20 protein-coding genes, 1 pseudogene and 1 riboswitch are annotated in these 25076 nt (G+C 72.8%); of the genes and pseudogenes, 15 read left to right on the forward strand and 6 right to left on the reverse strand.

Going from position 1 to position 25076, the window contains the following annotated elements; translation table 11 throughout:
- The first annotated feature begins 5 nt into the window (after positions 1-5).
- From hpnD to ABZ842_RS07650, 10 genes and pseudogenes are all read left to right on the forward strand, one after another.
- The gene (hpnD, locus tag ABZ842_RS07605; RefSeq protein WP_361533266.1) at positions 6-944 is read left to right on the forward strand and encodes a presqualene diphosphate synthase HpnD; all 939 of its coding nucleotides are present in this window, start codon (positions 6-8) and stop codon (positions 942-944) included.
- 31 nt (positions 945-975) lie between these two features.
- Positions 976-2403, forward strand: a pseudogene (hpnE, locus tag ABZ842_RS07610) (hydroxysqualene dehydroxylase HpnE); the annotation flags it as partial.
- A 131-nt stretch (positions 2404-2534) separates the two neighbouring features.
- Positions 2535-3602, forward strand: a complete 1068-nt coding sequence (locus ABZ842_RS07615) for a polyprenyl synthetase family protein (RefSeq protein ID WP_361533491.1) — start codon at positions 2535-2537, stop codon at positions 3600-3602.
- 280 nt (positions 3603-3882) lie between these two features.
- Positions 3883-5976 (forward strand): squalene--hopene cyclase, encoded by a 2094-nt coding sequence (gene shc, locus ABZ842_RS07620; protein WP_361533269.1) that lies wholly within the window; start codon positions 3883-3885, stop codon positions 5974-5976.
- Positions 5976-6629 (forward strand): 1-hydroxy-2-methyl-2-butenyl 4-diphosphate reductase, encoded by a 654-nt coding sequence (locus ABZ842_RS07625; RefSeq protein WP_361533272.1) that lies wholly within the window; start codon positions 5976-5978, stop codon positions 6627-6629. Before shc ends, ABZ842_RS07625 begins: the two co-directional genes overlap by 1 nt.
- A gap of 5 nt (positions 6630-6634) precedes the next feature.
- Positions 6635-7657, forward strand: coding sequence for an adenosyl-hopene transferase HpnH (gene hpnH, locus ABZ842_RS07630; protein ID WP_361533275.1), 1023 nt, complete (start codon positions 6635-6637; stop codon positions 7655-7657).
- A 68-nt stretch (positions 7658-7725) separates the two neighbouring features.
- A complete protein-coding gene (gene dxs, locus ABZ842_RS07635) occupies positions 7726-9762 on the forward strand; it encodes a 1-deoxy-D-xylulose-5-phosphate synthase (protein WP_361533278.1) in 2037 nt (678 codons plus the stop codon).
- A 5-nt stretch (positions 9763-9767) separates the two neighbouring features.
- A complete protein-coding gene (locus ABZ842_RS07640) occupies positions 9768-11207 on the forward strand; it encodes an aspartate aminotransferase family protein (RefSeq protein ID WP_361533281.1) in 1440 nt (479 codons plus the stop codon).
- Between the two features lie 102 nt (positions 11208-11309).
- Positions 11310-11966 (forward strand): XRE family transcriptional regulator, encoded by a 657-nt coding sequence (locus tag ABZ842_RS07645; protein WP_361533284.1) that lies wholly within the window; start codon positions 11310-11312, stop codon positions 11964-11966.
- A 78-nt stretch (positions 11967-12044) separates the two neighbouring features.
- Positions 12045-12227, forward strand: coding sequence for a DUF6126 family protein (locus ABZ842_RS07650; protein WP_361533287.1), 183 nt, complete (start codon positions 12045-12047; stop codon positions 12225-12227).
- A gap of 31 nt (positions 12228-12258) precedes the next feature.
- Here the strand turns inward: ABZ842_RS07650 and ABZ842_RS07655 are convergent, their stop codons facing one another.
- Complete coding sequence (locus ABZ842_RS07655) at positions 12259-13080, reverse strand: tyrosine-protein phosphatase (protein ID WP_361533290.1); 822 nt, start codon at positions 13078-13080, stop codon at positions 12259-12261.
- A 236-nt stretch (positions 13081-13316) separates the two neighbouring features.
- Here ABZ842_RS07655 and ABZ842_RS07660 point away from each other — a divergent pair, with 236 nt between their 5' ends.
- The 3 genes from ABZ842_RS07660 to ABZ842_RS07670 all read left to right on the forward strand — a co-directional run bounded on the left by ABZ842_RS07660 (position 13317) and on the right by ABZ842_RS07670 (position 17911).
- Positions 13317-15407: an alpha-galactosidase gene (locus ABZ842_RS07660; RefSeq protein WP_361533293.1), complete on the forward strand. Its 2091-nt coding sequence runs from the start codon at positions 13317-13319 to the stop codon at positions 15405-15407.
- A gap of 315 nt (positions 15408-15722) precedes the next feature.
- A riboswitch (cyclic di-AMP (ydaO/yuaA leader) is annotated at positions 15723-15876 on the forward strand.
- Positions 15877-15881: 5 nt separating this feature from the next.
- Positions 15882-16889, forward strand: coding sequence for a LysM peptidoglycan-binding domain-containing M23 family metallopeptidase (locus ABZ842_RS07665; protein ID WP_361533296.1), 1008 nt, complete (start codon positions 15882-15884; stop codon positions 16887-16889).
- A 230-nt stretch (positions 16890-17119) separates the two neighbouring features.
- The gene (locus tag ABZ842_RS07670; RefSeq protein ID WP_361533299.1) at positions 17120-17911 is read left to right on the forward strand and encodes an SGNH/GDSL hydrolase family protein; all 792 of its coding nucleotides are present in this window, start codon (positions 17120-17122) and stop codon (positions 17909-17911) included.
- A gap of 79 nt (positions 17912-17990) precedes the next feature.
- On the opposite strand, the gene ABZ842_RS07675 is transcribed toward ABZ842_RS07670, so the two are convergent.
- The 5 genes from ABZ842_RS07675 to ABZ842_RS07695 form a co-directional block, all read right to left on the reverse strand.
- Positions 17991-18842 (reverse strand): STM4011 family radical SAM protein, encoded by an 852-nt coding sequence (locus tag ABZ842_RS07675; protein WP_361533302.1) that lies wholly within the window; start codon positions 18840-18842, stop codon positions 17991-17993.
- 11 nt (positions 18843-18853) lie between these two features.
- Positions 18854-20188, reverse strand: coding sequence for an STM4012 family radical SAM protein (locus ABZ842_RS07680; protein WP_361533305.1), 1335 nt, complete (start codon positions 20186-20188; stop codon positions 18854-18856).
- Positions 20185-21039: an STM4013/SEN3800 family hydrolase gene (locus ABZ842_RS07685; RefSeq protein ID WP_361533494.1), complete on the reverse strand. Its 855-nt coding sequence runs from the start codon at positions 21037-21039 to the stop codon at positions 20185-20187. The genes ABZ842_RS07680 and ABZ842_RS07685 overlap by 4 nt, the downstream gene beginning before the upstream one ends.
- A 79-nt stretch (positions 21040-21118) precedes the next feature.
- Positions 21119-22273 (reverse strand): STM4014 family protein, encoded by a 1155-nt coding sequence (locus tag ABZ842_RS07690; protein ID WP_361533497.1) that lies wholly within the window; start codon positions 22271-22273, stop codon positions 21119-21121.
- 76 nt (positions 22274-22349) lie between these two features.
- Positions 22350-23303, reverse strand: a complete 954-nt coding sequence (locus ABZ842_RS07695; protein WP_361533308.1) for an STM4015 family protein — start codon at positions 23301-23303, stop codon at positions 22350-22352.
- 200 nt (positions 23304-23503) lie between these two features.
- On the opposite strand from ABZ842_RS07695, the gene ABZ842_RS07700 reads away from it, so the two are divergent.
- Together ABZ842_RS07700 and ABZ842_RS07705 are read left to right on the forward strand one after the other, a co-directional pair.
- Entirely contained in the window at positions 23504-23830 is a 327-nt protein-coding gene (locus ABZ842_RS07700) for a hypothetical protein (RefSeq protein ID WP_361533311.1), read from the forward strand.
- 151 nt (positions 23831-23981) lie between these two features.
- Entirely contained in the window at positions 23982-25070 is a 1089-nt protein-coding gene (locus tag ABZ842_RS07705) for a DUF6745 domain-containing protein (RefSeq protein ID WP_361533314.1), read from the forward strand.
- Positions 25071-25076: the final 6 nt, after the last annotated feature.

Below are 25076 nucleotides of genomic sequence, written 5' to 3' on the forward strand. Positions count from 1 at the left end.
GGTCCATGGAGCAACCGGTCAGCGTGTCGGCACCGGTGCAGGCCGCGTACAGCTACTGCGAGGCCGTCACCGGACAGCAGGCACGGAACTTCGCCTACGGGATCAGACTGTTGCCGACCGACAAGCGGCAGGCGATGTCGGCGCTGTACGCGTTCTCGCGCCGGGTCGACGACATCGGCGACGGGCCGCTGGACCCGGAGGCCAAGCGGGACCGCCTGGAGGCCACCCGCGACGTGCTCACGCGCGTCCGCAGCGGCGCCGTCGCCGAGGACGACACCGATCCGGTGGCCGTCGCCCTCAGCGACGCCGCGAGCCGCTTCCCGATCCCGCTCGACGGCCTCGACGAGCTGATCGACGGCGTGCTGATGGACGTGCGCGGCGAGACGTACGAGACCTGGGACGACCTCAAGGCGTACTGCCGCTGCGTGGCCGGCGCCATCGGACGGCTCTCGCTGGGCGTGTTCGGCACCCAGCCCGGCGCACGCGGCACCGAACGCGCCGCCGAGTACGCCGACACGCTCGGCCTCGCCCTGCAACTCACCAACATCCTCCGGGACGTTCGCGAGGACGCGGCCAACGGCCGCACGTACCTGCCCTCCGACGACCTCGCCAAGTTCGGCTGTTCCGCCGGCTTCCACGAGGCCGTGCCGCCGCCCGGCTCGGACTTCACCGGGCTGGTGCACTTCGAAGTCCGCCGCGCCCGGGCGCTCTTCGCCGAGGGCTACCGGCTGCTGCCGATGCTGGACCGGCGCAGCGGCGCCTGCGTGGCCGCGATGGCGGGGATCTACCGCCGCCTCCTGGACCGCATCGAGCGCGACCCCGAGGCCGTGCTGCGCGGCCGGGTCTCGCTGCCCGGTCGGGAGAAGGCGTACGTCGCCGTGCGCGGGCTGTCCGGGATCGACGCCCGGCACATCACCCGCCAGGGACCGAGGGGGCGCGCCTGATGCCCGGTCGGCAGCCGCGCCCGCGAGCAACCACGGACGTCACGGCGGCGTCCCAGAGCCCGACGACCCGAGGGGAGGTCGCATGACGGACGGCCCGCACGACGCCGTGGTGGTCGGCGGCGGCCTCGCCGGGGTCACCGCCGCGCTCCAGCTCGCCGACGCCGGCACCCGCGTCACGCTGCTGGAGGGCCGGCCGCGGCTGGGCGGACTCGCCTTCTCCTTCCAGCGCGGCGAGCTCACCGTGGACAACGGCCAGCACGTCTACCTGCGCTGCTGCACCGCGTACCGCTGGTTCCTGGAGCGGATCGGCGGTGCGCACCTCGCGCCCGTCCAGGACCGGCTGGACGTGCCCGTGCTCGACGTCGGGCGGCCCGGCCGGGCCCGGCTCGGCCGACTGCGCCGCACCGACCTGCCCGTACCCCTGCACCTGGCCGCCAGCCTCGCCACCTATCCGCACCTGTCGCTGGTCGAGCGGGTCTCGGTGGGGCGCGCGGCGCTCGCGCTGGGGAAGCTGGACCCCGCGGACCCGGCGCTCGACGGCATCGACTTCGCGACCTGGCTCGCCCGGCACGGCCAGTCCAAGCGCACGATCGAGGCGCTGTGGGACCTCGTCGGGGTGGCGACCTTGAACGCCACCGCACCCGACGCCTCCATGGGCCTGGCCGCCATGGTCTTCAAGACCGGTCTGCTCTCCGAGCGGGGCGCCGCCGACATCGGGTGGGCCCGGGTGCCGCTCGGCGAGCTCCACGACACCCTCGCCGTCAAGGCGCTGGAAGCCGCGGGCGTGCACGTGCAGACCTCCACCCGGGTCCGGCAGATCGCCCGGGACGGCCTCGGCCGCTGGCAGGTGCGTACGGACACCGACGTGCTGGACGCGGACGCGGTCGTCCTCGCCACGGCACAGCGCGAGACCCACGCCCTGCTGCCGGAGGGCGCCCTGGAGGCCCCCGACCGGCTGCTGGAGATCGGCACGGCGCCGATCCTCAACGTCCACGTGCTGTACGACCGGCCGGTGCTGCGCCGCCCGTTCTTCACCGCGCTGGGCTCCCCGGTGCAGTGGGTCTTCGACCGCACCGAGGCGTCCGGGTATGGCGACGGCCAGTACCTGGCGGTGTCCCAGTCCGCCGCGCAGGCCGAGATCGACGCGCCCGTGGCCGAGCTGCGCGCACGGTACCTGCCCGAGCTCGAACGTCTGCTGCCGCCCGCCCGTCGGGCGAAGGTGCGGGACTTCTTCGTCACCCGGGAGCGCACCGCCACCTTCGCGCCCACGCCCGGCGTCGGCCGGCTCCGCCCCGGGGCGCACACCCGGGTGGCCGGCCTCTACCTGGCCGGCGCGTGGACCGACACCGGCTGGCCCGCCACGATGGAGGGCGCCGTGAGGAGCGGGTTCACCGCCGCGGGCGCCGCGCTCGGCGCCCTCGGCCGGCCCCACGAACATCCGCTCAAGGAGACGGCATGAGCCTCAGCGCCGGAACGACCGGAGCAACGGGCGCGACCGGAGCGACCCGAGCAGTCACACGAGCCTCGGCGGCCGGAAGCGCAGCCGGAAACATCGACGAAAACCGGAAATGGGGAGAGACCGTGCCGACAGTGCCTTCGGCGAACCCGGCAGACCACATCGCCCGCACCGTGGACATCATGGCGTTGCTGGAGCGTGGCAGGGCCATGTCGACGCCGGTGCTGCGCGCCGCCGTGGACCGCCTCGCACCCCCCATGAACACCGTCTCGTCCTACCACTTCGGGTGGATCGACGCCCAGGGCCGGCCCGCCGACGGCGACGGCGGCAAGGCCGTGCGCCCGGCGCTCGCCCTGCTCTCCGCCGAGGTCGCGGGGGCCGCGCCGGAGGTCGGCGTCCCGGGCGCGGTCGCCGTCGAGCTGGTCCACAACTTCTCGCTGCTGCACGACGACCTGATGGACGGCGACGAGCAGCGCCGGCACCGCGACACGGTGTGGAAGGTGCACGGCCCCGCACAGGCCATCTTGGTGGGCGACGCGCTGTTCGCCCTGGCGAACGAGGTGCTGTTGGAGCTGGGGACGGTGGAGGCCGGGCGCGCCACGCGCCGGCTGACCACGGCGACCCGCAAGCTGATCGACGGCCAGGCGCAGGACATCTCCTACGAGCACCGCGAGCGCGTGACCGTCGAGGAGTGCCTGGAGATGGAGGGCAACAAGACCGGTGCGCTGCTGGCGTGCGCGGCCTCCATCGGCGCGGTGCTCGGCGGTGCCGACGACCGCACCGCCGACGCCCTGGAGCGGTACGGCCACCACCTCGGGCTCGCCTTCCAGGCCGTCGACGACATCCTCGGCATCTGGGGCGACCCGGAGTCCACCGGCAAGCAGACCTGGAGCGACCTGCGCCAGCGCAAGAAGTCGCTGCCCGTCGTCGCGGCGCTCGCCGCCGGCGGCCCTGCCTCGCACCGGCTGGGCGAACTGCTCGCGGCCGACGTCAAGAGCAATGACTTCGAGAGCTTCTCCGAGGAGGAGTTCGCCGCCCGGGCGGCGCTGATCGAGGAGGCCGGCGGCCGGGACTGGACCTCGGACGAGGCCCGTCGCCAGCACGCCATCGCCGTCGAGACCCTGACCGCCGTCGACATGCCCGAGCAGGTCAGGGCCCAACTGACCGCCCTCGCCGACTTCGTCGTCGTCCGCAACCGGTGACCGTGCGGCGGCGCCCGTCCCGTCGGACGGGCGCCGCCGTCCACCCGGGCGAGGATCCGTCGCACGCCCCGTATTGCGCGCGATTCCCGCCTTCTCCGGCCAATCCCTCGACAAAGCGTCCCCGGGCAACTAAGACGGGACATCCGTACAAGGAGATGATCGCCATCAGAACGACCTCGATACGCATCGCAGTCGCCGGCAGGTGACCGGATAACCGTTTCACCAGTCGACGGCATACCCCAGCACAGCGCAGACGTAACCGTGCACGGAAGGGGAAGCCATGACAGCGACGACCGACGGGAGCGGCGGGTCCGCGGGGACCCGCGCCGATGCGGCCAGTGAGACACCCTTGCTCGACCTCCCGGCGAACGGCGCCGCCGCCGGGAGCACCCTCGCGGAGGAGACCTCCGCGAGCGATCCACCCGAACTCGCCCGCCGGGCGGTCCAGCGGTCCGTGGACCACCTGCTGAGCAGGCAGGACCCCCAGGGCTGGTGGAAGGGCGACCTGGAGACCAACGTCACCATGGACGCCGAGGACCTGCTGCTACGTCAGTTCCTCGGGATCCAGGAGCAGTCCACCACCGAAGCCGCCGCCCGCTTCATCCGCGGCCAACAGCGCGCCGACGGCACCTGGGCCACCTTCTACGGCGGCCCGGGCGAACTCTCCGCCACCATCGAGGCGTACGTCGCGCTCCGACTGGCCGGCGACCGGCCCGACGACCCGCACATGGCGCGCGCCGCGGCCTGGGTCAGGGAGTCCGGCGGCATCGCGGCGAGCCGGGTCTTCACCCGGATCTGGCTGGCCCTCTTCGGCTGGTGGAAGTGGGAGGACCTGCCGGTCGTCCCGCCCGAGCTGGTCTTCCTGCCGAAGTGGTTCCCGCTCAACATCTACGACTTCGGCTGCTGGGCCCGGCAGACGATCGTGCCGCTGACGATCGTCTCGGCGCGCCGCCCGGTCCGGCCGGCGCCGTTCCCGTTGGACGAACTGCACGTCGACGCGGACGCGACGAACCCGCCGCGCCCCCTCGCCCCCGCCACCACCTGGGAGGGCCTGTTCCAGCGGGCGGACAAGGCGCTGCACCAGTACCACAAGGTCGCCCCCCGGGCGCTGCGCGAGGCCGCGATCAAGACCGCGTCCCGCTGGATCGTCGAGCGCCAGGAGAACGACGGCTGCTGGGGCGGCATCCAGCCGCCGGCGGTGTACTCGATCATCGCCCTGCACCTGCTCGGCTACGACCTGGACCACCCCGTGATGCGCGCCGGCCTGGAGTCGCTGGACCGCTTCGCCGTGTGGAGCGCGACGGAGACGGGCGCCCCGGTGCGGATGGTCGAGGCGTGCCAGTCACCGGTCTGGGACACCTGCCTGGCCACGATCGCGCTGGCCGACGCGGGCGTCCCCGCCGACCACCCCGCGCTGGTGCGGGCCGCCGAGTGGATGCTCGGCGAGGAGATCGACCGCTCGGGCGACTGGGCCGTGCGCCGGCCCCGGCTCGCACCCGGCGGCTGGGCCTTCGAGTTCCACAACGAGACCTACCCCGACATCGACGACACCGCCGAGGTCGTCCTCGCGCTGCGCCGCGTGCGGCACCCCGAGCCGGCACGCGTCGACGGCGCGGTGGCGCGGGCGGGCCGGTGGACGCTCGGGATGCAGTCGAAGGACGGAGCCTGGGGTGCCTTCGACGCCGACAACACCAGCAAGTTCCCCAACCGGCTCCCGTTCTGCGACTTCGGCGAGGTGATCGACCCGCCGTCGTCCGACGTGACCGCGCACGTGGTCGAGATGCTGGCGTACGAGGGCCGGGCCCACCACCCGAGCGCCCGCCGCGGCATCGACTGGCTCCTCGCCGAACAGGAGGAGTGCGGCGCCTGGTTCGGCCGCTGGGGCGTCAACTACCTGTACGGCACAGGATCGGTGGTCCCGGCCCTGGTCGCCGCGGGCATCCCGGCCGCCCACCCGGCGATCCGCCGCGCGGTGCGCTGGCTGATGTCCGTACAGAACCCGGACGGCGGCTGGGGCGAGGACCTGCGGTCCTACCGCGACAAGGGATGGGTGGGCCAGGGCACCTCCACCGCATCCCAGACCGGCTGGGCCCTGATGGCGCTGTTGGCGGCGGGGGAGCGGGAGAGCGCTTCCGTACGGCGCGGCGTGACCTGGCTGGCGCAGACGCAGCGGGCCGACGGCGGCTGGGACGAGCCGTACTTCACCGGCACCGGCTTCCCCTGGGACTTCTCCATCAACTACCACCTGTACCGACAGGTCTTCCCCCTCACCGCACTGGGCCGGTACGTGCACGGCGAACCGCCGGTCGGCGGCGTCCGCGCCCGTGACCGGGAGCGCCCCGACGCCCGCGCGCACGTCGGCAAGGGGAGCTGATGGCCGCGTCCCCGGGGTCGACGGACCCCGCGGCGCCGCTGCTGATCGCCTGTGCACTCGGCATCGAGAAGGTGGCCCTGCGCAGCGGTGATCACAGCGGCGCCCGGGGCCCGGTGACGGTGCTGCGCACCGGGATGGGTCCGTCGAACGCGGAGCGCGCGGTGCGCGCCGCGTTCGACGGCGCCGCGCTGCGCGGCGCCGCGGTCGTCGCGTCCGGGTTCTGCGCGGGGCTGGCCCCCGGCATGCACCCCGGGGACGTGGTGATCGCCGAGGAGACCAGGCTCGGGGGCGACGCCACGGTGTGCACGGAGACCGAGCGGCTGGTCGCGGCCGTGGCGCGGGTCGTCCCCGGCCGTCAGGTGCACACCGGGCCGCTGATCGGCTCCGACCACGTCGTCCGCGGTCCGGAGCGCGCGAAGCTGCTCGACGGCGGGGCGATCGCCGTCGACATGGAGTCGGCCGCCACCTTGCGCAGCGCCCGCTCGTCCGGGCCCCGTCCGGTTGCGGCCGTCCGGGTGGTCGTGGACGCTCCAGAGCATGAACTCGTCCGCATCGGCACGGTGCGCGGTGGAATATCGGCTTTCCGCGTTCTTCGTGCCGTACTTCCCGCTTTTCACGAATGGCACCGTTCTTTGCTGCTCCCCAGGAGGTGAGCCAGATGGCCATGCCGCTCCGTCAGTCCATCCGGGTCGGGACCTATCTCTTCGAACAGAAGCTCCGCAAGCGTGAGAAGTTCCCGCTCATCGTCGAGTTGGAGCCGTTGTACGCCTGCAACCTCAAGTGCGAGGGGTGCGGGAAGATCCAGCACCCGGCCGGGGTGCTCAAGCAGCGGATGCCGGTGGCGCAGGCGGTCGGGGCCGTGCTGGAGTCCGGCGCCCCCATGGTCTCCATCGCCGGTGGCGAGCCCCTGATGCACCCTCAGATCGATGAGATCGTCCGGCAGTTGGTGGAGCGCCGCAAGTACGTCTTCCTGTGCACCAACGCCGTGCTGCTGCGGAAGAAGATCGAGAAGTTCACCCCCTCCCCGTACTTCGCCTTCGCCGTCCACATCGACGGGCTGCGCGAGCGCCACGACGAGTCCGTGGCCAAGGAGGGCGTGTTCGACGAGGCCGTGGCAGCCATCAAGGAGGCCAAGCGGCGCGGCTTCCGGGTGACGACGAACTCCACCTTCTTCAACACCGACACCCCGCAGACCATCATCGAGGTGCTGAACTACCTCAACGACGACCTGCGCGTCGACGAGATGATGATCTCGCCCGCGTACGCCTACGAGAAGGCGCCCGACCAGGAGCACTTCCTCGGCGTCGCACAGACCCGGGAGCTGTTCAAGAAGGCGTTCGCCGGCGGCAACCGACGGCGCTGGCGGCTCAACCACTCGCCCCTCTTCCTGGACTTCCTGGAGGGGAAGGCGGACTTCCCGTGCACGGCGTGGGCGATCCCTAACTACTCCCTCTTCGGCTGGCAGCGCCCCTGCTACTTGATGAGCGACGGCTACGTGCCGACGTACCGCCAACTCATCGAGGAGACCGACTGGGACAAGTACGGCCGGGGCAAGGACCCGCGGTGCGCCAACTGCATGGCCCACTGCGGCTACGAGCCCACCGCCGTGCTCGCCACCATGGGCTCGCTCAAGGAGTCGCTGCGGGCGGCCCGTGAGACCGTCGCGGGAGGGCGCGGATGAGCTGAGGCCGGCGCCGCACCGCCGCACGCACATCGGCCGGAACACCGCCCAGTGAAGGGGGACCGTACGTGACGATTCTGGAGACGATCCGCGGGCCGCAGGACCTCAAGGCACTGGCCGCACCGGACCTCGACCGGCTCGCGGGAGAGATCAGGGACTTCCTGGTCCACGCGGTGGCGAGGACCGGTGGTCACCTCGGTCCCAACCTCGGCGTGGTCGAGTTGACCATCGCCCTCCACCGGGTCTTCGAGTCCCCCAAGGACAGGATCCTGTGGGACACCGGCCACCAGAGCTACGTGCACAAGCTGCTCACCGGCCGCCAGGACTTCTCCAAGCTGCGGGGCAAGGGAGGACTGTCCGGCTACCCCAGCCGGGAGGAGTCCGAGCACGACGTCATCGAGAACTCGCACGCCTCCACCGTGCTGGGGTGGGCGGACGGGTTGGCGAAGGCGAACGAGGTGCTGCGCAAGGACGACCACGTGGTGGCGGTCATCGGTGACGGCGCCCTGACCGGCGGGATGGCCTGGGAGGCGCTGAACAACATCGCCGCCGCCAAGGACCGCCCCCTCGTCATCGTCGTCAACGACAACGAGCGCTCCTACGCGCCCACCATCGGCGGCCTCGCCGACCACCTCGCCACCCTGCGCACCACCGACGGCTACGAGCAGTTCCTCGCCTGGGGCAAGGGCGTCCTCCAGCGCACTCCGGTGGTCGGAAGGCCCCTCTACGGATCGCTGCACGGTGCCAAGAAGGGCTTCAAGGACTTCATCGCGCCGCAGGGCATGTTCGAGGACCTGGGCCTGAAGTACGTCGGCCCCATCGACGGCCACGACATCGAGGCCCTTGAGTCGGCGCTGGCGCGGGCCAAGCGCTTCGGCGGCCCGGTGATCGTGCACTGCCTCACCGAGAAGGGCCGCGGTTACCAGCCCGCCCTACAGGACGAGGCCGACCGCTTCCACGCCGTGGGCGCCATGGACCCGCTGACCTGCGCCCCGCTCGTACCGCCCGGCAGACCGTCCTGGACGGCGGTGTTCGGGGACGAGCTGGCGCAGATCGGGGCCGAGCGGAACGACGTCGTCGCGATCACCGCGGCCATGCTGCATCCGGTGGGGCTGACCCGGTTCGCCGAGCGCTTTCCCGACCGGGTGTGGGACGTGGGGATCGCCGAGCAGCACGGTGCGGTCTCCGCCGCCGGGCTCGCCACCGGCGGTCTGCACCCGGTGTTCGGGGTGTACGCCACCTTCCTGAACCGCGCCTTCGACCAGGTGCTGATGGACGTGGCCCTGCACCGCTGCGGGGTGACCTTCGTCCTCGACCGGGCCGGCGTCACCGGCACCGACGGCGCCTCCCACAACGGCATGTGGGACATGTCCATCCTCCAGGTCGTGCCCGGACTGCGCATCGCCGCACCCCGCGACGCCGAGCGGTTGCGCGAGGAGTTGCGGGAGGCGCTGGACGTGGGGGACGCGCCCACCGTGCTCCGTTTCCCCAAGGAGTCGGTGGGGCCCGAGATCCCGTCCCTGGGACGCATCGGCGGGATGGACGTGCTGGGGGAGCCGGGTGCCGACCGGCCCGACGTGCTGCTGGTGTCGGTCGGGGCGCTGGCGCCGGTCTGCCTCCAGGCCGCGGAGTTGCTGGCGGAGCGCGGGGTCAGCTGCACCGTGGTCGACCCGCGCTGGGTGAAGCCCGTCGACGAACACCTCCCGCCGCTGGCGGCGCTGCACCGTCTGGTGGCCGTCGTGGAGGACAACAGCCGCAGTGCGGGCGTGGGGTCGGCGGTGGGGCAGGCGCTGCGCGACGCCGGCGTGGACCTACCGCTGCGGACCTTCGGCCTTCCGGAACAGTTCCTCGCCCACGCCAAGCGTGCGGAAGTCCTCGCCGACGTGGGCCTGACACCCGTGGAGATCGCCGGGCGGATCAGCGCGGCCCTGGCGGGCAGCCGTACGGCCGCGCCCAAGGGTGCGACGACGGATGTGACCACGAAGGCGGTGCCGGACGCGGTGACGGACGTGACCACGAAAGCGGTGCCGCACGCGGCGACGGTCTCGCCGACGCGTTCAACGACGGGTTCTGCGACTGGTTCTGCAACGGGCAAGGAGTACTGAGGCACATGACCGACTTGCCGACAGGCGTCGAAGCGGCCCCCGGGGCGGCGCCGACGGCCGGCACCAAGGGGTTCGACCTGGCGGCGCTGCTCGCCGAGCGCGGCGCCGAGCGCTACGAACTGCACGCCCGCCACCTCAACCACCAACTCCCGCGGATGCTGCACACCATCGGCTTCGACAAGACCTACGAGCGGGCCGAGGGCGCGTACTTCTGGGACGCCGACGGCAACGACTACCTCGACATGCTCGCCGGCTTCGGCGTGATGGGCCTCGGCCGGCACCACCCCGTCGTCCGCAAGGCGCTGCACGACGTCCTGGACGCCTCGCTGGCCGACCTCACCCGCTTCGACTGCCAGCCCCTGCCCGGGCTGCTCGCGGAGAGGCTGCTCGCGCACACCCCGCACCTGCACCGGGTCTTCTTCTCCAACAGCGGCACGGAAGCGGTGGAGACGGCCCTGAAGTTCGCCCGGTACGCCACCGGCCGCCCCAGGGTGCTCTACTGCGTGCACGCCTTCCACGGGCTGACCTGCGGCTCGCTCTCCGTCAACGGCGAGTCCGGCTTCCGCGACGGCTTCGCGCCGCTGCTGCCGGACACCGCCGTCCCCCTGGGCGACCTGGCGGCCGTGGAGCGGGAGCTGGCCCGCGGGGACGTGGCCGCCCTCGTCGTGGAGCCGATCCAGGGCAAGGGCGTGCACGCGGCGCCGCCGGGCTTCCTGCGCGCCGCGCAGGAACTGCTGCACCGCCACAAGGCCCTGCTGATCGTCGACGAGGTGCAGACCGGTCTCGGCAGGACCGGTGACTTCTACGCGTACCAGCACGAGGAAGGCGTGGAGCCGGACCTCGTGTGCGTCGCCAAGGCCCTGTCCGGCGGCTACGTGCCCGTCGGGGCGACCGTCGGCAAGGACTGGATCTTCAAGAAGGTCTACTCGTCGATGGACCGCGTCCTCGTCCACTCCGCCAGCTTCGGCTCCAACGCCCAGGCGATGGCCGCGGGCCTCGCGGTGCTCTCGGTGATCGAGGACGAGGGGCTGGTGGCCCGCGCCCGGGCGACCGGGGAACTGCTCAGGTCCCGTCTCGGCGCGCTGGTGGACCGCTACGAGTTCCTGCACGAGGTGCGCGGCCGTGGCCTGATGACCGGCATCGAGTTCGGCCGCCCCGACTCGCTCAGGCTGCGCAGCCGCTGGAGCGTGCTCCAGGCGGCCCGCAAGGGGCTCTTCGCGCAGATGGTGGTGGTGCCGCTGCTGCAGAAGCACCGGATCCTGACCCAGGTGTCGGGCGACCACCTGGAAGTGATCAAACTGATTCCGCCGCTGACGATCGGCGAACGCGAGGTGGACCGCTTCGTCACCGCCTTCACGGCGGTCATGGACGAGGCCCACGCAGGCGGCGGGCTGATGTGGGACTTCGGTAAGACGCTGGTCAAACAGGCGGTCGCCAACCGCTGAGCGGAGCGCCCGCCCCGCCCTGCCGACCGGGGCATTCAGCAAATTTTTTGCCTCTGGGGCAAGAAAGTTGCCTCAGAGGCACTTTCCTGGCGCAATGGACACATGCAGAGTCCTCCCGGGGGCCACCCCCCGGACCCTCGAACTCCGGCGGCACCCGCGGCGGCGTCCTCGACGCGGCAGGGCGTCGACTCTCCGGTCGAGCTGCCCGACGTGGCGCCCCGACTGCGCGACCTGCGCCGCCGCCGGGGTCTGACCCTGGAGGCCGCGGCGCAGCGCGCCGGCCTGTCGCCCGCGCACCTGTCCCGGCTGGAGACCGGCCGCAGACAGCCCTCGCTGCCGATGCTGCTCAGCCTCGCCAGGATCTACGGTACGACAGTGGCCGAGCTCCTGGGCGAGCTGGCGCCGGAGCACGACCCCGTCATCCGCGCCGGGCGCCGAGAGCCGTCGGAGGCCGACGGCTGGACGTACCACCAGGTCGGCGGGGCGGGGCGGGCCATGCAGGCGCTGCGGCTGATCGTGCCGTACGGCGCCCAGGGCGACCTCGTGCGGGTGCACCCCGGTGAGGAGTGGCTGTACGTGCTGGACGGACGGGTGCGGCTGAGCCTCGGCGAGACCGTGCACGAACTCGGCCCCGGCGACAGCGCCCACTACGACTCGCTCACCCCGCACCGGATCGCGGCGGCCACCCGCGACGGCGCCGAGATGCTGTTCGTCCACACCCTGCTGCAGAGCCCGGACATCCTCCATCCGCACCTCTGACGCCCGCGGTCCGCACGTCAGCCCAACACCCGCACTTCTGGTCCGGCCCGGTAGGGCCGGGGAAAGCAGAGGCCAGTCATGACCGAGAACCCGACGGCGCCCGAAGGCGCCGCACTGCCCGACTCCGCCGCGACCCAGCGGGAGAAGAAGGAAGAGGGGAAGTTCCCGAAGGGCATCTGGATCCGGCTCTTCGCCTACCTCGTCGCCGGCCACGTCTTCGCCGGCTTCCTCTACCTGCTCTTCGAGGTCGGAGCCAAGTAGTCGCCCGGCGAAAGGGCGCGGGCCGCGCGCGTCAGGCGGCCCCGGCCCCGTCCAACAAGCGCGCCCGCAGCCGCTCGCGCGTCTCGGGGGCGAGGCGCAGCCCGTCGGAGAGGTAGCGCTCGATCCCGCCCCAGGTCTGCTCGATCGCGTCGAACGCGGTGTGCAGATACTCCGCGCGGGCGTCGAAGAGCGGGCTCAGCAGCTCCATGACCTCGGCGGACATCCCCGAGGGCGCCCCCTCGGCGCGGCGCACCAGATAGCGGCGGTGCGGGTCGTTGGACTTCAGGTAGTCCGCCTCGACGGCCTCGCGCTCCACGCCGACCGCCAGCAGCGCCACCGCGACCGAGAGCCCGGCGCGGTCCTTGCCCGCCGCGCAGTGCATCAGCGCCGGCACGCTGTCCTGCGCGAGGGCGTGCAGCACCTGGCTGTGCTCGGCGGTGCGCTGGGTGATGATCATGTGGTACGAGGTGATCATCCGGTTCGCCGCCTGGCCGTCGCCCAGCAGGGCGCGCAGTTGGTCGAGGTCGCCGGAGCGGACCATCTGCCAGAACTCGGCCCCGTCGGCGGGGTCGCTCAGCGGCAGGTTCAGGTTCCGCACGCCCGGCAGCGTCACGTCGGGCCCTTCGAGGCGGATGTCCGCCGCATTGCGGAAGTCGAAGATCGTGTGCAGGCCCAGCGAGGCCAGGAACGACGCGTCCTCGTCCGTCGCGTGGGCCAGGTGCCCGCTGCGGAAGAGCCGGCCGTGCGCCACGGTCCGGCCGTCCGCCGTCGGGAGCCCGCCGACGTCGCGGAAGTTGCGGACCCCGGCCAGTTCGGGTTCGGTCGAGGGGACCTGCGGCACCTGCTGCGTCACGAAGGCTCCTGGAGAAGTCGCTGCCGCCGGCGCTCGTCGCCGACTGTGGCGTGTTCCCGACGATACGACATCGGTACCTGGGGCAATCATCCTCCGCGGCCCCGCTGTCGGCCGCCGAAGGAGTGTTGCCAGGCCGCCGACCAACCGCCGCCGGACCGTTGCCCCGCACCCGACCCCGTTGGATGATGTGCGGGCTTGTTCGAATCTGTCGCGAACCGTGAGCATGAGGGGTCGGGATGATCGAAACCGTGAACGGGGGGCGCACCTGGTTGCTCTCCGGACCGTCGAGCAGTTACGCCGTGCACCTCACCGACGACGACGAACTGCTCCACCTCCACTGGGGCCCGCGGATCACGACCGACGACGCCCGGGCGCTGGCGGCGGTCGGGCTCCCCCCGTACCGGCCGTTCGAGTCCCCGCTGGACGGTCACGAGGAGTACCCGGTCGAGGGCGGCCCCCGCTTCGTCCGCCCGGCGCTCTCCGTGCGCACCCCCCGGGTCCGCGGCATCGAGTGGAGCTCCGCCGGCGCCCGCGTGCACGGCGACGAACTGCGCGTGCGCTGCACCGACGCCGTGACCGGCCTCGGGCTGACCCTCCACTACCGGATGCGGGACGACGCCGACGTCGTCGAACGGTGGACCACCCTCACCCACGAAGGCAGCGGCCCCGCCCTGGAGGTGCTGCGCGCGGACGCCGCCACCTGGACCCTGCCCGAGCGCGACTCCTGGCGGCTGAGCCAACTGCACGGACGGTGGGCCGCCGAGTCCCGGCTCACGCGCACCCCCCTCGCCCACGGCGAGCACGTGCTCGGCAGCCGCCGCGGCCACACCGGCCACCAGCACCTGCCCTGGGTGGCGCTCGACGACGGCAGCGCCACCGAGGAGGGCGGCGAGGTGTACGGCTGCGCCCTCGGCTGGTCCGGGTCCTGGCGGATCTGCACCGCGCGGCTGTCAGACGGGCGGGTCCAGATCACCGGCGGGGCCGGCTACGACGACTCCGGGCTGCTCAGGCTCGCGCCCGGTCAGTCGTACGTCTCGCCCGTCTTCGCCGGGCTGTGGTGCGGGGGCGGCTTCGGGGCCGCGAGCCGGGCGTGGCACTCCTGGCAGCTCGCCCACGTGGTCCCGGACGCCTCCGCCGTACGGCCCGTCCTCTACAACTCCTGGGAGGCCACCGGCTTCGACATCCACGAGGAGCAGCAGCGGGCGCTGGCAGTGCGGGCGGCGGACCTGGGCGTGGAGCTGTTCGTGGTCGACGACGCGTGGTTCGGGCGGCGCACCGGCGACCGCGCCGGGCTCGGCGACTGGACCCCGAACCCCGAGCGCTTCCCGCGCGGCCTCAAGCCGCTCGCCGACGAGGTGCACGCGCTCGGCATGCGCTTCGGCATCTGGATCGAGCCGGAGATGGTCAACCCCGACAGCGACCTGTACCGTGCGCACCCCGACTGGGTGCAGCACCACCCGGGCCGCACCAGGACCGAGTTCCGCAACCAACTGGTGCTCAACCTCGCCCGCGACGACGTGCGCGAGCACCTGTGGCGGCAGTTGGACGCGCTGCTGTCGAGCGCGCCCGTCGACTACGTGAAGTGGGACTTCAACCGGTGCTTCACCGACGCCGGCTGGCCCGGCGACGAGTATCCGCAACGGCTCTGGGTGGAACACGTCCACGCGCTGTACGAACTCGTCGACCGGCTGCGGGCCGCGCACCCCGGGGTGGCCTTCGAGTCCTGCTCCGGGGGCGGGGGCCGGATCGACCTCGGGATCCTCGCGCGTGCGGACCAGGTGTGGACCTCCGACAACACCGACCCCCTGGACCGGCTGGCGATCCAGTACGGCTTCAGCCAGCTCCACCCTGCGCGGGTGATGGCCGCCTGGGTCACCGACAGCCCCAACGTCCAGCTCAACGGCCGACGCAGCTCGTTGCGGTTCCGCTTCGTCAGCGCGATGGCGGGCGTGCTGGGGATCGGCGGGGACCTCACCGAGTGGAGCGAGGCGGAGCTGGCCGCGGCCCGCGGCTGGGTGGAGCTGTACAAGCGGATCCGGCCGGTGGTGCAGCACGGCGAGCTGTACCGGCTCAGGCCGCCGGACGGCGGGCTCAGCGCGGTGCAGTACGTACGGGGCGACGAGACCGTGGTCCTCGCCTGGCTCCAGGCGCAGCACCACGGCGAGCGACCGCCGCTGCTGCGGCTGCGCGGCTTGGACGCGTCGGCCTCCTACGTCTGCCCGGAGAGCGGCGCGGTGTACCGGGGCGCGGTGTTGACCCACCACGGCCTGGCCACGGGACTGGTCGGCGACCTGGACGCGACCGTCATCCGACTCCGCCGCCAGTGAGTCGAGAAGAAAAAGAGCTATCTGTCCGTATTCGTACATTAATGCGCTCTTCGATATAACGTGCCCTGGCTACGGGGGAGATGGGCGTCCCTCATGAGCAGGATCACAATGGTGACGTTGTGTGGCGGGCGTGCGGTGAAGGGATGCGGCGGACGGGCGGGAGTTGGCGGGGCGGCGTCCACGGAGGGTGACCGCCCGCCGCCGGCGCGATGATCCACGCGGTCGGGGCGCGGGCGGTCATGGCTTGTTCCTGGCGATGTGGCCGGTTTACGGTCACGGCACTCCGGACGGACCGCCTCATCCTGCCGCCGCCCGGATCATCACCCACCCACCTGTGGCAGGAGCGGGGGACCCAGGTAGTACGCCGGTCCGGACTCCGGACGGCTCGGGGTGAAGTCGCGCCCAGCGCGCGGCCGGGCATCTCCAGCTCGAACCCGACAGCTCACCTCGCAGGCGTCGGAGAGGAACAGCACCATGTCCGCACAGGGCAAGCACCGCCGTCCCAAGTCGACGGCCTTCACCCGTGGATTCGTCGCCGCCGGCACCGGTGGCGCCGCCATCGCCCTTCCCCTGATGGGCGCCACCGGCGCCCACGCCGCCGAGCAGGCCGCACCGGCGGCCCCCGTCGTCGCCCCGGTCTCGGCCGCCTCCGCGCCGGCCGCCGAGAAGGCCGCCGCCGCGTCGACCACCTACGTCGTGGTCATCGGCGACCACCTGTCCAAGATCGCCGACGAGCACCGGCTCGACGGCGGCTGGCAGCAGCTCTACCAGGACAACCGCGACGCCGTCGGCGAGAACCCCTCGCTGATCCACCCCGGCCTCAAGCTCACCATCGGTGCCAAGGCCGACGGCAAGGGCGCCGCGAAGGCGGAGAAGCCCGCCGAGAGCAAGGCCGAGAAGCCGGCCGAGAAGCCCGCTGAGAAGAAGACCGAGGGCGACAAGGTCGAGAAGAAGGTCGAGTCGAAGGCCGTGCCCGCCGCCCCGGCCGCCCAGAAGCCGGCCGGCGGCAACGACGAGCCCGCCACCTCCGCACCCGCGGAGTCCTCCTCCAGCGGCTCGTCCGCCGGCACCTCCAGCGGCTGGGCCGCCCCGCTCGCCAACGCCCAGGTCTCCACCTCGTACCGAGCCTCCGGCGCCGCCTGGTCCAGCGGCTACCACACCGGTGTCGACTTCGCCGCGCCCACCGGCACCGGCGTCCGCGCCATCGGCCCCGGCTCGGTCGTCTCCGCCGGGTACAACGGCGCGTACGGCAACGAGGTCGTCATCAAGCACACCGACGGCACCTACTCCCAGTACGCCCACCTCTCCTCGCTCTCCGTCTCCGCCGGGCAGAGCGTGACCGGCGGGCAGTCCATCGGCCAGGTCGGCTCCACCGGCAACTCCAGCGGGCCGCACCTGCACCTGGAGGTCCGCACCGGCCCGTCGTACGGCTCGGACATCGACCCGGTTGCCCACCTGCGCAGCCACGGCGTCTCGCTCTGACCCCGACGCACCGCGCCACCGGCCGCTGACCCGGCCACCCCTCGGATCCCCCACGGAGCCCCCCGCTCCGTGGGGGGTCTGCGTGTTCCCGAGCATCTTCCCGCGCGTGTGCCGGGTGGGTGCCGGGCGTATTCCCCATCACCTCGCCATCCCCGGTGTGATAAATCACTGCGCGTCAACCCCTCCCTACGGTCGCGTAGGTCACATCTGTAGGGCGAAGATGAGTTCTTGTGGCAGACGATTCGAGAACAGAGAACAAGGGCGGATTCGGGTCGTACGCAGCCATCGGTGACAGCTTCACCGAGGGTGTGGGGGACCCGGGACCCGACGGGACGTACGTCGGCTGGGCGGACCGGTTCGCGGTCCTGCTCGCCGACCGCAAACCGGAACACAGCTTCCGGTACGCCAATCTCGCGGTGCGCGGCAGGCTCCTCGACCAGATCGTGGAGGAGCAGGTGCCGAGGGCGAAGCAACTCGCCCCGGACCTGGTGTCGTTCTGTGCGGGGGGCAATGACATCATCCGACCGGGCAGCGACCCGGACGACGTTGCGGAGCGCTTCGAACGCGCGGTGGCCGAGCTGACGGCTGCCGTCGGCACGGTCATGGTGACCACCGGATTCGACACCCGGGACGTGCCGGTCCTGCGCCACCTGCGGGGCAAGGTCGCCACGTACACGGCGCACGTGCGGGCCATCGCGGACCGCCACGGCTGCCCGGTGCTGGACCTGTGGTCGCTCAAGTCGGTCCAGGACCGCCGGGCCTGGGACCCCGACCGGCTCCACCTGTCCCCCGAGGGGCACACCAGGGTGGCGCTGCGGGCGGGACAGGTCCTCGGGCTCGACGTGCCGGCCGACCCCGACCAGCCGTGGCCGCCGCAGCCGGTGCGCGGCACCCTGGAAGTACGGCGCGACGACATCCACTGGGCCCGCGAGTACCTGGTGCCGTGGATCGGACGGCGGTTGCGCGGCGAGAGTTCGGGCGACGACATCGTGGCGAAGCGACCGGACCTGCTTCCGCTGTGACGCCGCCCGACGGCCGCCCGGCCGCATGACCCGGTGAGCGGGCGGGCCCCACCGCTGGGACGCGGCGGGGCCCGCCCGACTACCCGGCCGGCTGCGCCGGGATCCGTTCCAACACGCCGCCGGCGAACACGTCGTACAGCGGCAGCGACTCCAGGTGCACATAGCCGATGTGGCAGTCGCACACGGCCAGCGGACAGGCCCGCGGACGCAGCGCCGCGCGGTACGAACCGTCGTAGAGGTTCCCCAACTCGGCCGGGACGAAGTGACAGCGGCGCACCGTGCCCGCACCGTCCACGGAGATCACCGACTCGCCCGTACGACACGGCAGGCCCGCCGACGGGTGCGGCCGGCGGCTGTAGGGGAACAGCGGGTCCAGCGCCGTCCACTGGTCCGCCGCCTCGTCCGCGTACTCGTGCCCCTCCGCCGCGTTCACCCACAGATAGACGTGGTCCGGCAACTCGGCGCGCAGCCGGCGGGCGTGCTCCAGGTGCTCGGGCAGGCCCACGATCCCCACGCTGAAGCGCACCCCGCGCCGGCCCAACTCGTGCGTCTTGGCGAGGAAGCGTTCGTACGGCGTCTGCCCCGGGTGGTACGTGCACCACAGCGCCAGCACGTCCAGGTCGGCGTCCGCGAGCCAGTCCGTGCGGCAGGACAGATTGGTCTGGATGGCGACCCGCCGCACCTGCGGCAGCCGGGACAGCTCCACCATGGCCCGTCGGTACCAGGAGCGGACCAGGCCCTCTCCCCACGGGGTGAACAGCACCGACAGCCGGTCATCGGCCTGCTCCGCCACCCACCAGGCGAACCGCTCCAAAGCCGCCCGGTCCGCGCGCAGTTGCGCCGGGCTGTCGCGGCGCTTGGCGAACGGGCAGTACGGGCAGTCGTAGTCGCAGGACGCCAGCGGCCCCCGGTACAACACCGTCAGATCCATGGCCCGCCCCCTCACTTCGGCTCGTACGCGGCCATGCGGGCGCGCACGGCGGGGGAGAACAGCTCGGGACCGAGGGCGTCCGAGTGCGCCAGGCCCTCGGCGCCGAGCCGCAGCAGGTCGGCCGGCGCGGACGCGTCCAGCCAGCCGCGCGCCGCGAAGCGCGCCAGCTCGGGCCCGAAGTCGTCGTGCACGTCCCCGCCGAAGCGCGTGCGGTACTCGCCCAGCGACATGCCCTCGGCCTGGAGCAGGGACTGCAACAGATGGCGGCGGCGCGCCTCGCCGTCGTCCACCGCGTAGCCGACCTCGGCGCGGGTGAAGTCCTCGGTGCGGGTGTACGCGTCGATGATGCCGCGCACCTCGGCCGTCGCCACCGCGTAGTCGAACGAGTAGTGCAGACGGGAGGTGTACGAGCGGGCGCCGCAGCCCAGGCCGATCATGCCGTCCGTCTGGCAGGCGTGGTCGTCGAAGGCGGCGGCCGGCGCCCCGAGGCGCCGGAACATCCGCATCGACACCTGCTCGTAGCCGTGGGCGACGAGATGGTCCCGGCCCTGTCGGTAGAAGGCGAGGCGGCGGGCGTCCCAGGCGTCGTCGTCGCTGCGGGCCCGACCGCCGAGCCCGGTCAACGGGCGCACGTACAGCGGGTAGAGGTACAGCTCCTCCGGCTGCCAGGACATGGCCGCGTCCAGGGAGTAGCGCCAACTGCGCGGGGTCTGGCCGTCGATGCCGTAGATCAGGTCGATGTTGAGCACCGGGACGCGCGCGGCCCGGATGCGGTCGAGCGCGGCCGTCACCTCGGCGCCGCGCTGGGGCCGCACCGCGGCCTTCGCCTCCTCGGCGACGAAGCTCTGCACGCCGATGCTGACGCGGGTGGCGCCCCGCTCGGCCAGCACCGCCAGCCGGTCGGCGGTGGCGGTGGCCGGGGACGTCTCCACGGAGAGCGGCACGGCCGACAGATCGGCCCCCATGCGCTTCTCGGCGATGTCGCACAGCCGGTCCAATTCGTCGGCCGTCAGGAAGGTGGGGGTGCCGCCGCCGAAGGCCGCCGCGGCGAAGCGCACCGGTTCGTCGTCGCCCAGCGCGTCCCGCACGGCGGTGGCCTGGCGGTCCAGCGCGTCCAGGTAGCGGGTGGTCAGCTCCCCGGGCGCGCCGATGCGGGTGAAGAGGTTGCAGAAGCCGCAGCGCACCTCGCAGAACGGCACGTGCAGATAGAGCGCGAGCGCGTCCTTGCGCTCCTTCGCCCACAGCTCGCTGAGCGGGGGGCGGTCGTCGAGCGGACGGTACGCGGTCTTGTGGGGATACGCGTACACGTAGCTCTGGTACGGGCGGGGGCGGTCCGGGGCGCTCATGCGACAGCCCCCGAGGACGGCAGGGACGGCCGTGACGGCCCGGAGGAGTGGGACGGCTCCAGGAAGAAGTGGGCGTACGGCACCGTCCACACGGTCGGGTGGCCCAGCCGGTGGCCGGTGTAGCCGTCGTCGCCGTAGGCCGTGCCGTGGTCGGAGCAGACGATCGCGAAGCAGCGCCGACGGCTCGCGGCGGCGGCGAACAGCCTGCCGATGTGCCGGTCGACGTACTCCAGCGCGGCGGCGTGGGTCTCGCGCGAGTCACCCGCGGCGGAGCTCGCACCGGGCAGGTGGAACCAGTTCGGCTGGTGCAGCGCGGGGACGTTCACGAAGAGGAACAGCCGGCGCTCGCGCGGCAGCGCGGCCACCACCTCCTCGGCACGCGCCACCTGGGCCTCGAAGGAGGTGGGGGAGGCCACGGAGAACTCCGGCTCCCAGTGGCTCTCCTGGAACAGGCCCGGCAGGACCGAGCCGAGCGGCCCCTGACGGTTGAAGAAGCCGACGCCGCCGATGCACACCGTGCGGTACCCCTCGGCGGCGAGGGCGGAGACGAGGTCGGGGGTGTCGAAGACGTAGGTGCGGCCGGCGGTCGTCTCGCTGCCGGCGAAGCGGGCCGCGAACAGCCGGGGGTGCGGCCCGGCTGCGGCCGGGGTCGGCAGGAAGCCGGCGAACATCGCCTGGTGGGACGCGTAGGTGAAGCTGCCGGGCGCATGGCGCTGCTGCCACCGGCCGTCGGGCAGGTGCCGGGCCAGGTTCGGCAGCCGGCCGGCCGCCGCCAACTCGACCGCGACGTCGTACCGGAGCGTGTCCAGGGTGACGAGCAGCAGGTCGTCGTGGCCGACGACCGCGTTCATGTCCGGGTCCGCGGACGCGTCCGGGCCCGGGCATCGGGGCGGTGCCGGATGCGGGGCGGTCCCCGTCTCGGTGTCGGAGTCAGACTGCGGCGCGGTCATGGGTGGTTCCTCGTTCGTGCGGCCGTACTCGGCGCTGGTTCTCTTGACGGGGTCGATTCCGGTGGTGGGGCTCGGCGGGGGAGCGGCCCGCCCACCGCTCGCGCACGGCGACGATCTGCGCCGCGTACGTGTCACGGCCCTCCGCGCCGCTGCCCGGCAGACCGGTGAGCCCGGGCAGCAGGTCCCCGAAGGCGTTCGCCTCGCCGACGGCGAAGCGCCGCCAGCCCCGGACGGGCAGCAGGTCCACGCCCACCCGAAGGGAGCCGGGGAAGCAGTCGGCCGTCCGCTCGCAGACGTCGAGGGCGCTCGACCAGTCGCCGCCGGCCGCCTCGACGGCCGCCCGCGCCGCCGTCAGGTCGCCGCGGGCGCCGCCGAGGTGGAGGTTGGTCATGGGGTGGCGGCTGGTGCGCACCACTACGTGCGTGGCGCGGCCGGCGGTGACGACGACCCGGAGGTCCGCGGCGCGCCCTTGTTGGGACGCCTTCGGCAGCCACCGCTCGATGTGGAGCCCGTCCGGTGCGAGGGCGTCCACGAGTGCGGCGACCTCGCGCTCGGTGGTGTAGCGGCGCACCCGGAGCGAGTTGAAGAGTCGGCCCTGCGCATCGCGCTCCACGGAGGTGGTGGCGCGCACCCGACCGCCGCCGGCCGTCTCCACGGCGAGCACGCCGGACGCGGACGAGCCGTGCGCCGGTTTGACGAAGATCCGGCGCAGTCCCGCGCCGGCCGCCAGCGCGCGCACGTCCTCCCAACCGCGCACCGGTGGCGCCCCGCTGCCCGACGTCGGCGCATCGGGCACCGGCACCCCGGCCGTGCGCAGCACTCCGTGGCAGAGCCGCTTGTCGAAGAGGACGGCGAGGTCGTCCGGGTCGTCCAGCGGCACGGCGCCCGCCGCGGCCACGGCCGCGGACACCTCGCGAGCGGCCGACACGAACCGCGCGTACCAGCGGGCAGTGCCCTCCACGCGCGCGGGATCGGTCACGTCCCGCAGCGCCCGGTCGACCTCGGGGTCCTCGCCCGGGGAGTCCAGCCGGACCCACTCGCCGGGGTGGAACTCCGCACGGCCGCACAGCACCTCGCGCCAGGGCACCACGCGCACCGGGGGCAGCCCGGCGGCGCGCGCCGCGTCCTGGAACATGGTCACGCGGCGGTGCCCCGGATGGCCGACCACGGCGATCCGGAGGCTGCGGGAGGGGTCCGTCCCGGTCACGGCGTCATTCCCCGACGGAGACGTAACGGCCGTCCCAGTCGCTGTCGGGGTCCCACTCGGAGAACAAGCTCTCGTCGAGGTCGACTTCGACGCCGCTGGCGCCGAGCGTGGTGCGCAGCCGCTCCACCATGGTCTCGGACAGGTAGTGGTGGTGCAGGTCGAGCTTCTTGAGGTGGGTCAGCGGCTGGCCGTTCAGCAGCGCTTCCGCGCCCTCGTCGCTGAGGGTGCCCATCGACAGGTCGAGGACCTCCAGCCGGCCCACGACCGGTGCACCCGCCAGGGACCGGGCGACCACGTCCTGCATCTCGCTGTTGCGCAGGGCCAGGTGCGTCAGCCGCGGCAGCCGTGCGCCGGAGAAGAACGGCTCGAACGCCTCGATCCCGGCGTCCGCGCCGTACCCGGAGGTGCCGAGCCACAGGTCCAGGTGCTCCAGGGCAGGCAGGTCGCTCGCCGCGATGCCTTGGACGGGGCCCTCGCCGAGTCCGCCGGTCTCCACCGTCAGGGACCTCAGCCGCTCGTGGCGCACCGGTTCGAAGACGAGGTCCTGTCCGCCGCGCACCCCGAACTCCTCCAGCAGGGGGAAGGCGTCCAGCAGCGGGTTCACATGGCCCTGGTTGATCCAGGAGATCTCGCACTCGTCGTAGGAGATGTCGCCCAGGAACAGCGCCCGCAGCGCGGGGAACCGCTCGTGGGCCGCCGCGATCGCGGCGATGAGGCTGTCCGGCCCGGAGTCGTACGCCTCCTTCCAGACGCCGACGACCAGCGCCCGCACCTGCGCGGGGTCCACCGCGGCCAGGAAGCGCTCGAACGCCTGCTCCCACTCCTCGTCGTCGGAGTCCCCGTAGCCGTCGACCGCGATCCGCCAGGCGACCGCGGCGGCGTCCGGCAGTTCGACCTTCTCCCCGGAGGAGGGGAAGTCGAAGACGGGCAGGCCGTGAAACTCCTGCAGATTGCTCATGGGAGGCTCCAGACACCGGAGGGTGATCGATCTGGTGATCGGTTCGATTGGCAGAAGTTGTACCAAGACCGACTGACACCCCGGGGGCCGGGGGCGCCGCGAGCGTCGGTGGGGGCGTCGTCCGCGGTGCGTTGTCAGACCCTCCCGTTAGCGTCGTTTCCAGTTCGGCGCACTCGGCGCCGGCCGTCGAGGGGAGAGCTATGTACCGGCAGGGAGACGTGCTGATCGCGCCCGTGGCCGAGGAGTCGGTGCCCCCGCACCTCGCGGACGCCCAGGACGAACCGCGCGACGGGCGGGGGCGGTTGGTGCTCGCCCTCGGGGAGGTCACGGGGCATGCGCACGCGGTGCCCAGCCCCGGCCGTCTGGTCCGCGAGCCGGGCCCGCTCGGGCCCCTGCTGCTGCACCTGCCGGTCGGCGGCCGGGTGGTGCACGAGGAGCACGCGGCCATCGAACTGCCCCGCGGGTGGTACCGGGTGATACGCCAGCGCGAGTACGTGCCCGGTTCGGTGCGGATCGTCGCCGACTGACCACTGACGCACGACGCACGACGTCCAGAGCACGGCGTACGCAGCAGGATGCACCACAGCACGACGCACGATGCACGGCACCAGCACAGGCACAGGCACGACGGAGCAGCGGTCCCGGTCCACAACCGGGCGAGCGGGGACGGGGAATCACATGCAGAACGCAGCGAGCACGGCAGCACGTACGGGAGCGAACACGGACGAGTGGCGGGCCGTCGCCTCGGCGACCGGACCCGCGGACCGGGCGGCGGCCGAGGACGGCGTCCGCCTGGCCTACCGCCGGGCGGGGCTCGCCGAGCCCGAGCGGATCGTCTGGGCGCGCTCGCCCAGAGAAGCGGTGCTCACGGTGCGCTCCCTCGGAGCGGAGGCCGGCGCGTCCGTACGGGAGGAGGTGCGCACCCGCCCCTGGGCGGAGGAGCGCCGCCGGGTGCACGACGAGCTGGGGCCCGGCGGGTGGGTGGAGCTGTGGGCCGGTACGGGCGCCCAGCTCTGGGACGGCACCCGAGAGCTCGCCGAGCGCATCAGGACCGGCGTCGTGGAGCGGCTCGCGCCCCCGGCCGGGCAGGACGCGGCGGCGGATGCGTCCGACGGGGCGGCGGCCACGGCGCCGATCACCGAGTCCGAGGTCCGCCAGATCCTGCTCGACGCGGTGCTCGGACAGCACGACGCCGCCTGGCTCGCCGCCTTCGACGGGCGCAGCCCGCGGCTGGAGGGGCTGGCGAGCGTGGCCGCAAGCGCGGGCTGGTGGTGGCCTTACGAGAAGGTCGCCGTGGTCTGCGAGCGCCCGAGCGAACTCCACCGGGACGAGGCCGGCCGGCTCGACAGCGGCGAGGGCCCCGCGCTGGTCTACCCCGACGGCTTCGCGCTGCACGCCTGGCGGGGGATGCCGGTGCCGCCCGAGTTCGTCGCCTCGCTGTCCACCCTCACCGCCGCGCGCATACGCGACGAGGAGAACGCCGAACTGCGCCGCGTGATGCTGGAGTACTACGGCTACGAGCGCTATCTGGCCGAGTCCGGCGCCGAGCCGCTGCAAAAGGACGAGGCCGGCACGCTGTGGCGGATAGCGCTGCGGGACGACGAGGACGTCGTGATGGTCGAAGTGCTCAACTCCACCGCCGAGCCCGACGGCACCTTCCGCACCTACTGGCTGCGGGTGCCGCCGAGCACGAGCACCGCGAAGGAGGGCGTGGCCTGGACGTTCGGTCTCGACGTCGCGCAGTACGCGCCGCTGCGCCAGACCTGAGGTCCG

Source organism: Streptomyces sp. NPDC047315, from assembly GCF_040643215.1.
Lineage (GTDB): Bacteria > Actinomycetota > Actinomycetes > Streptomycetales > Streptomycetaceae > Streptomyces.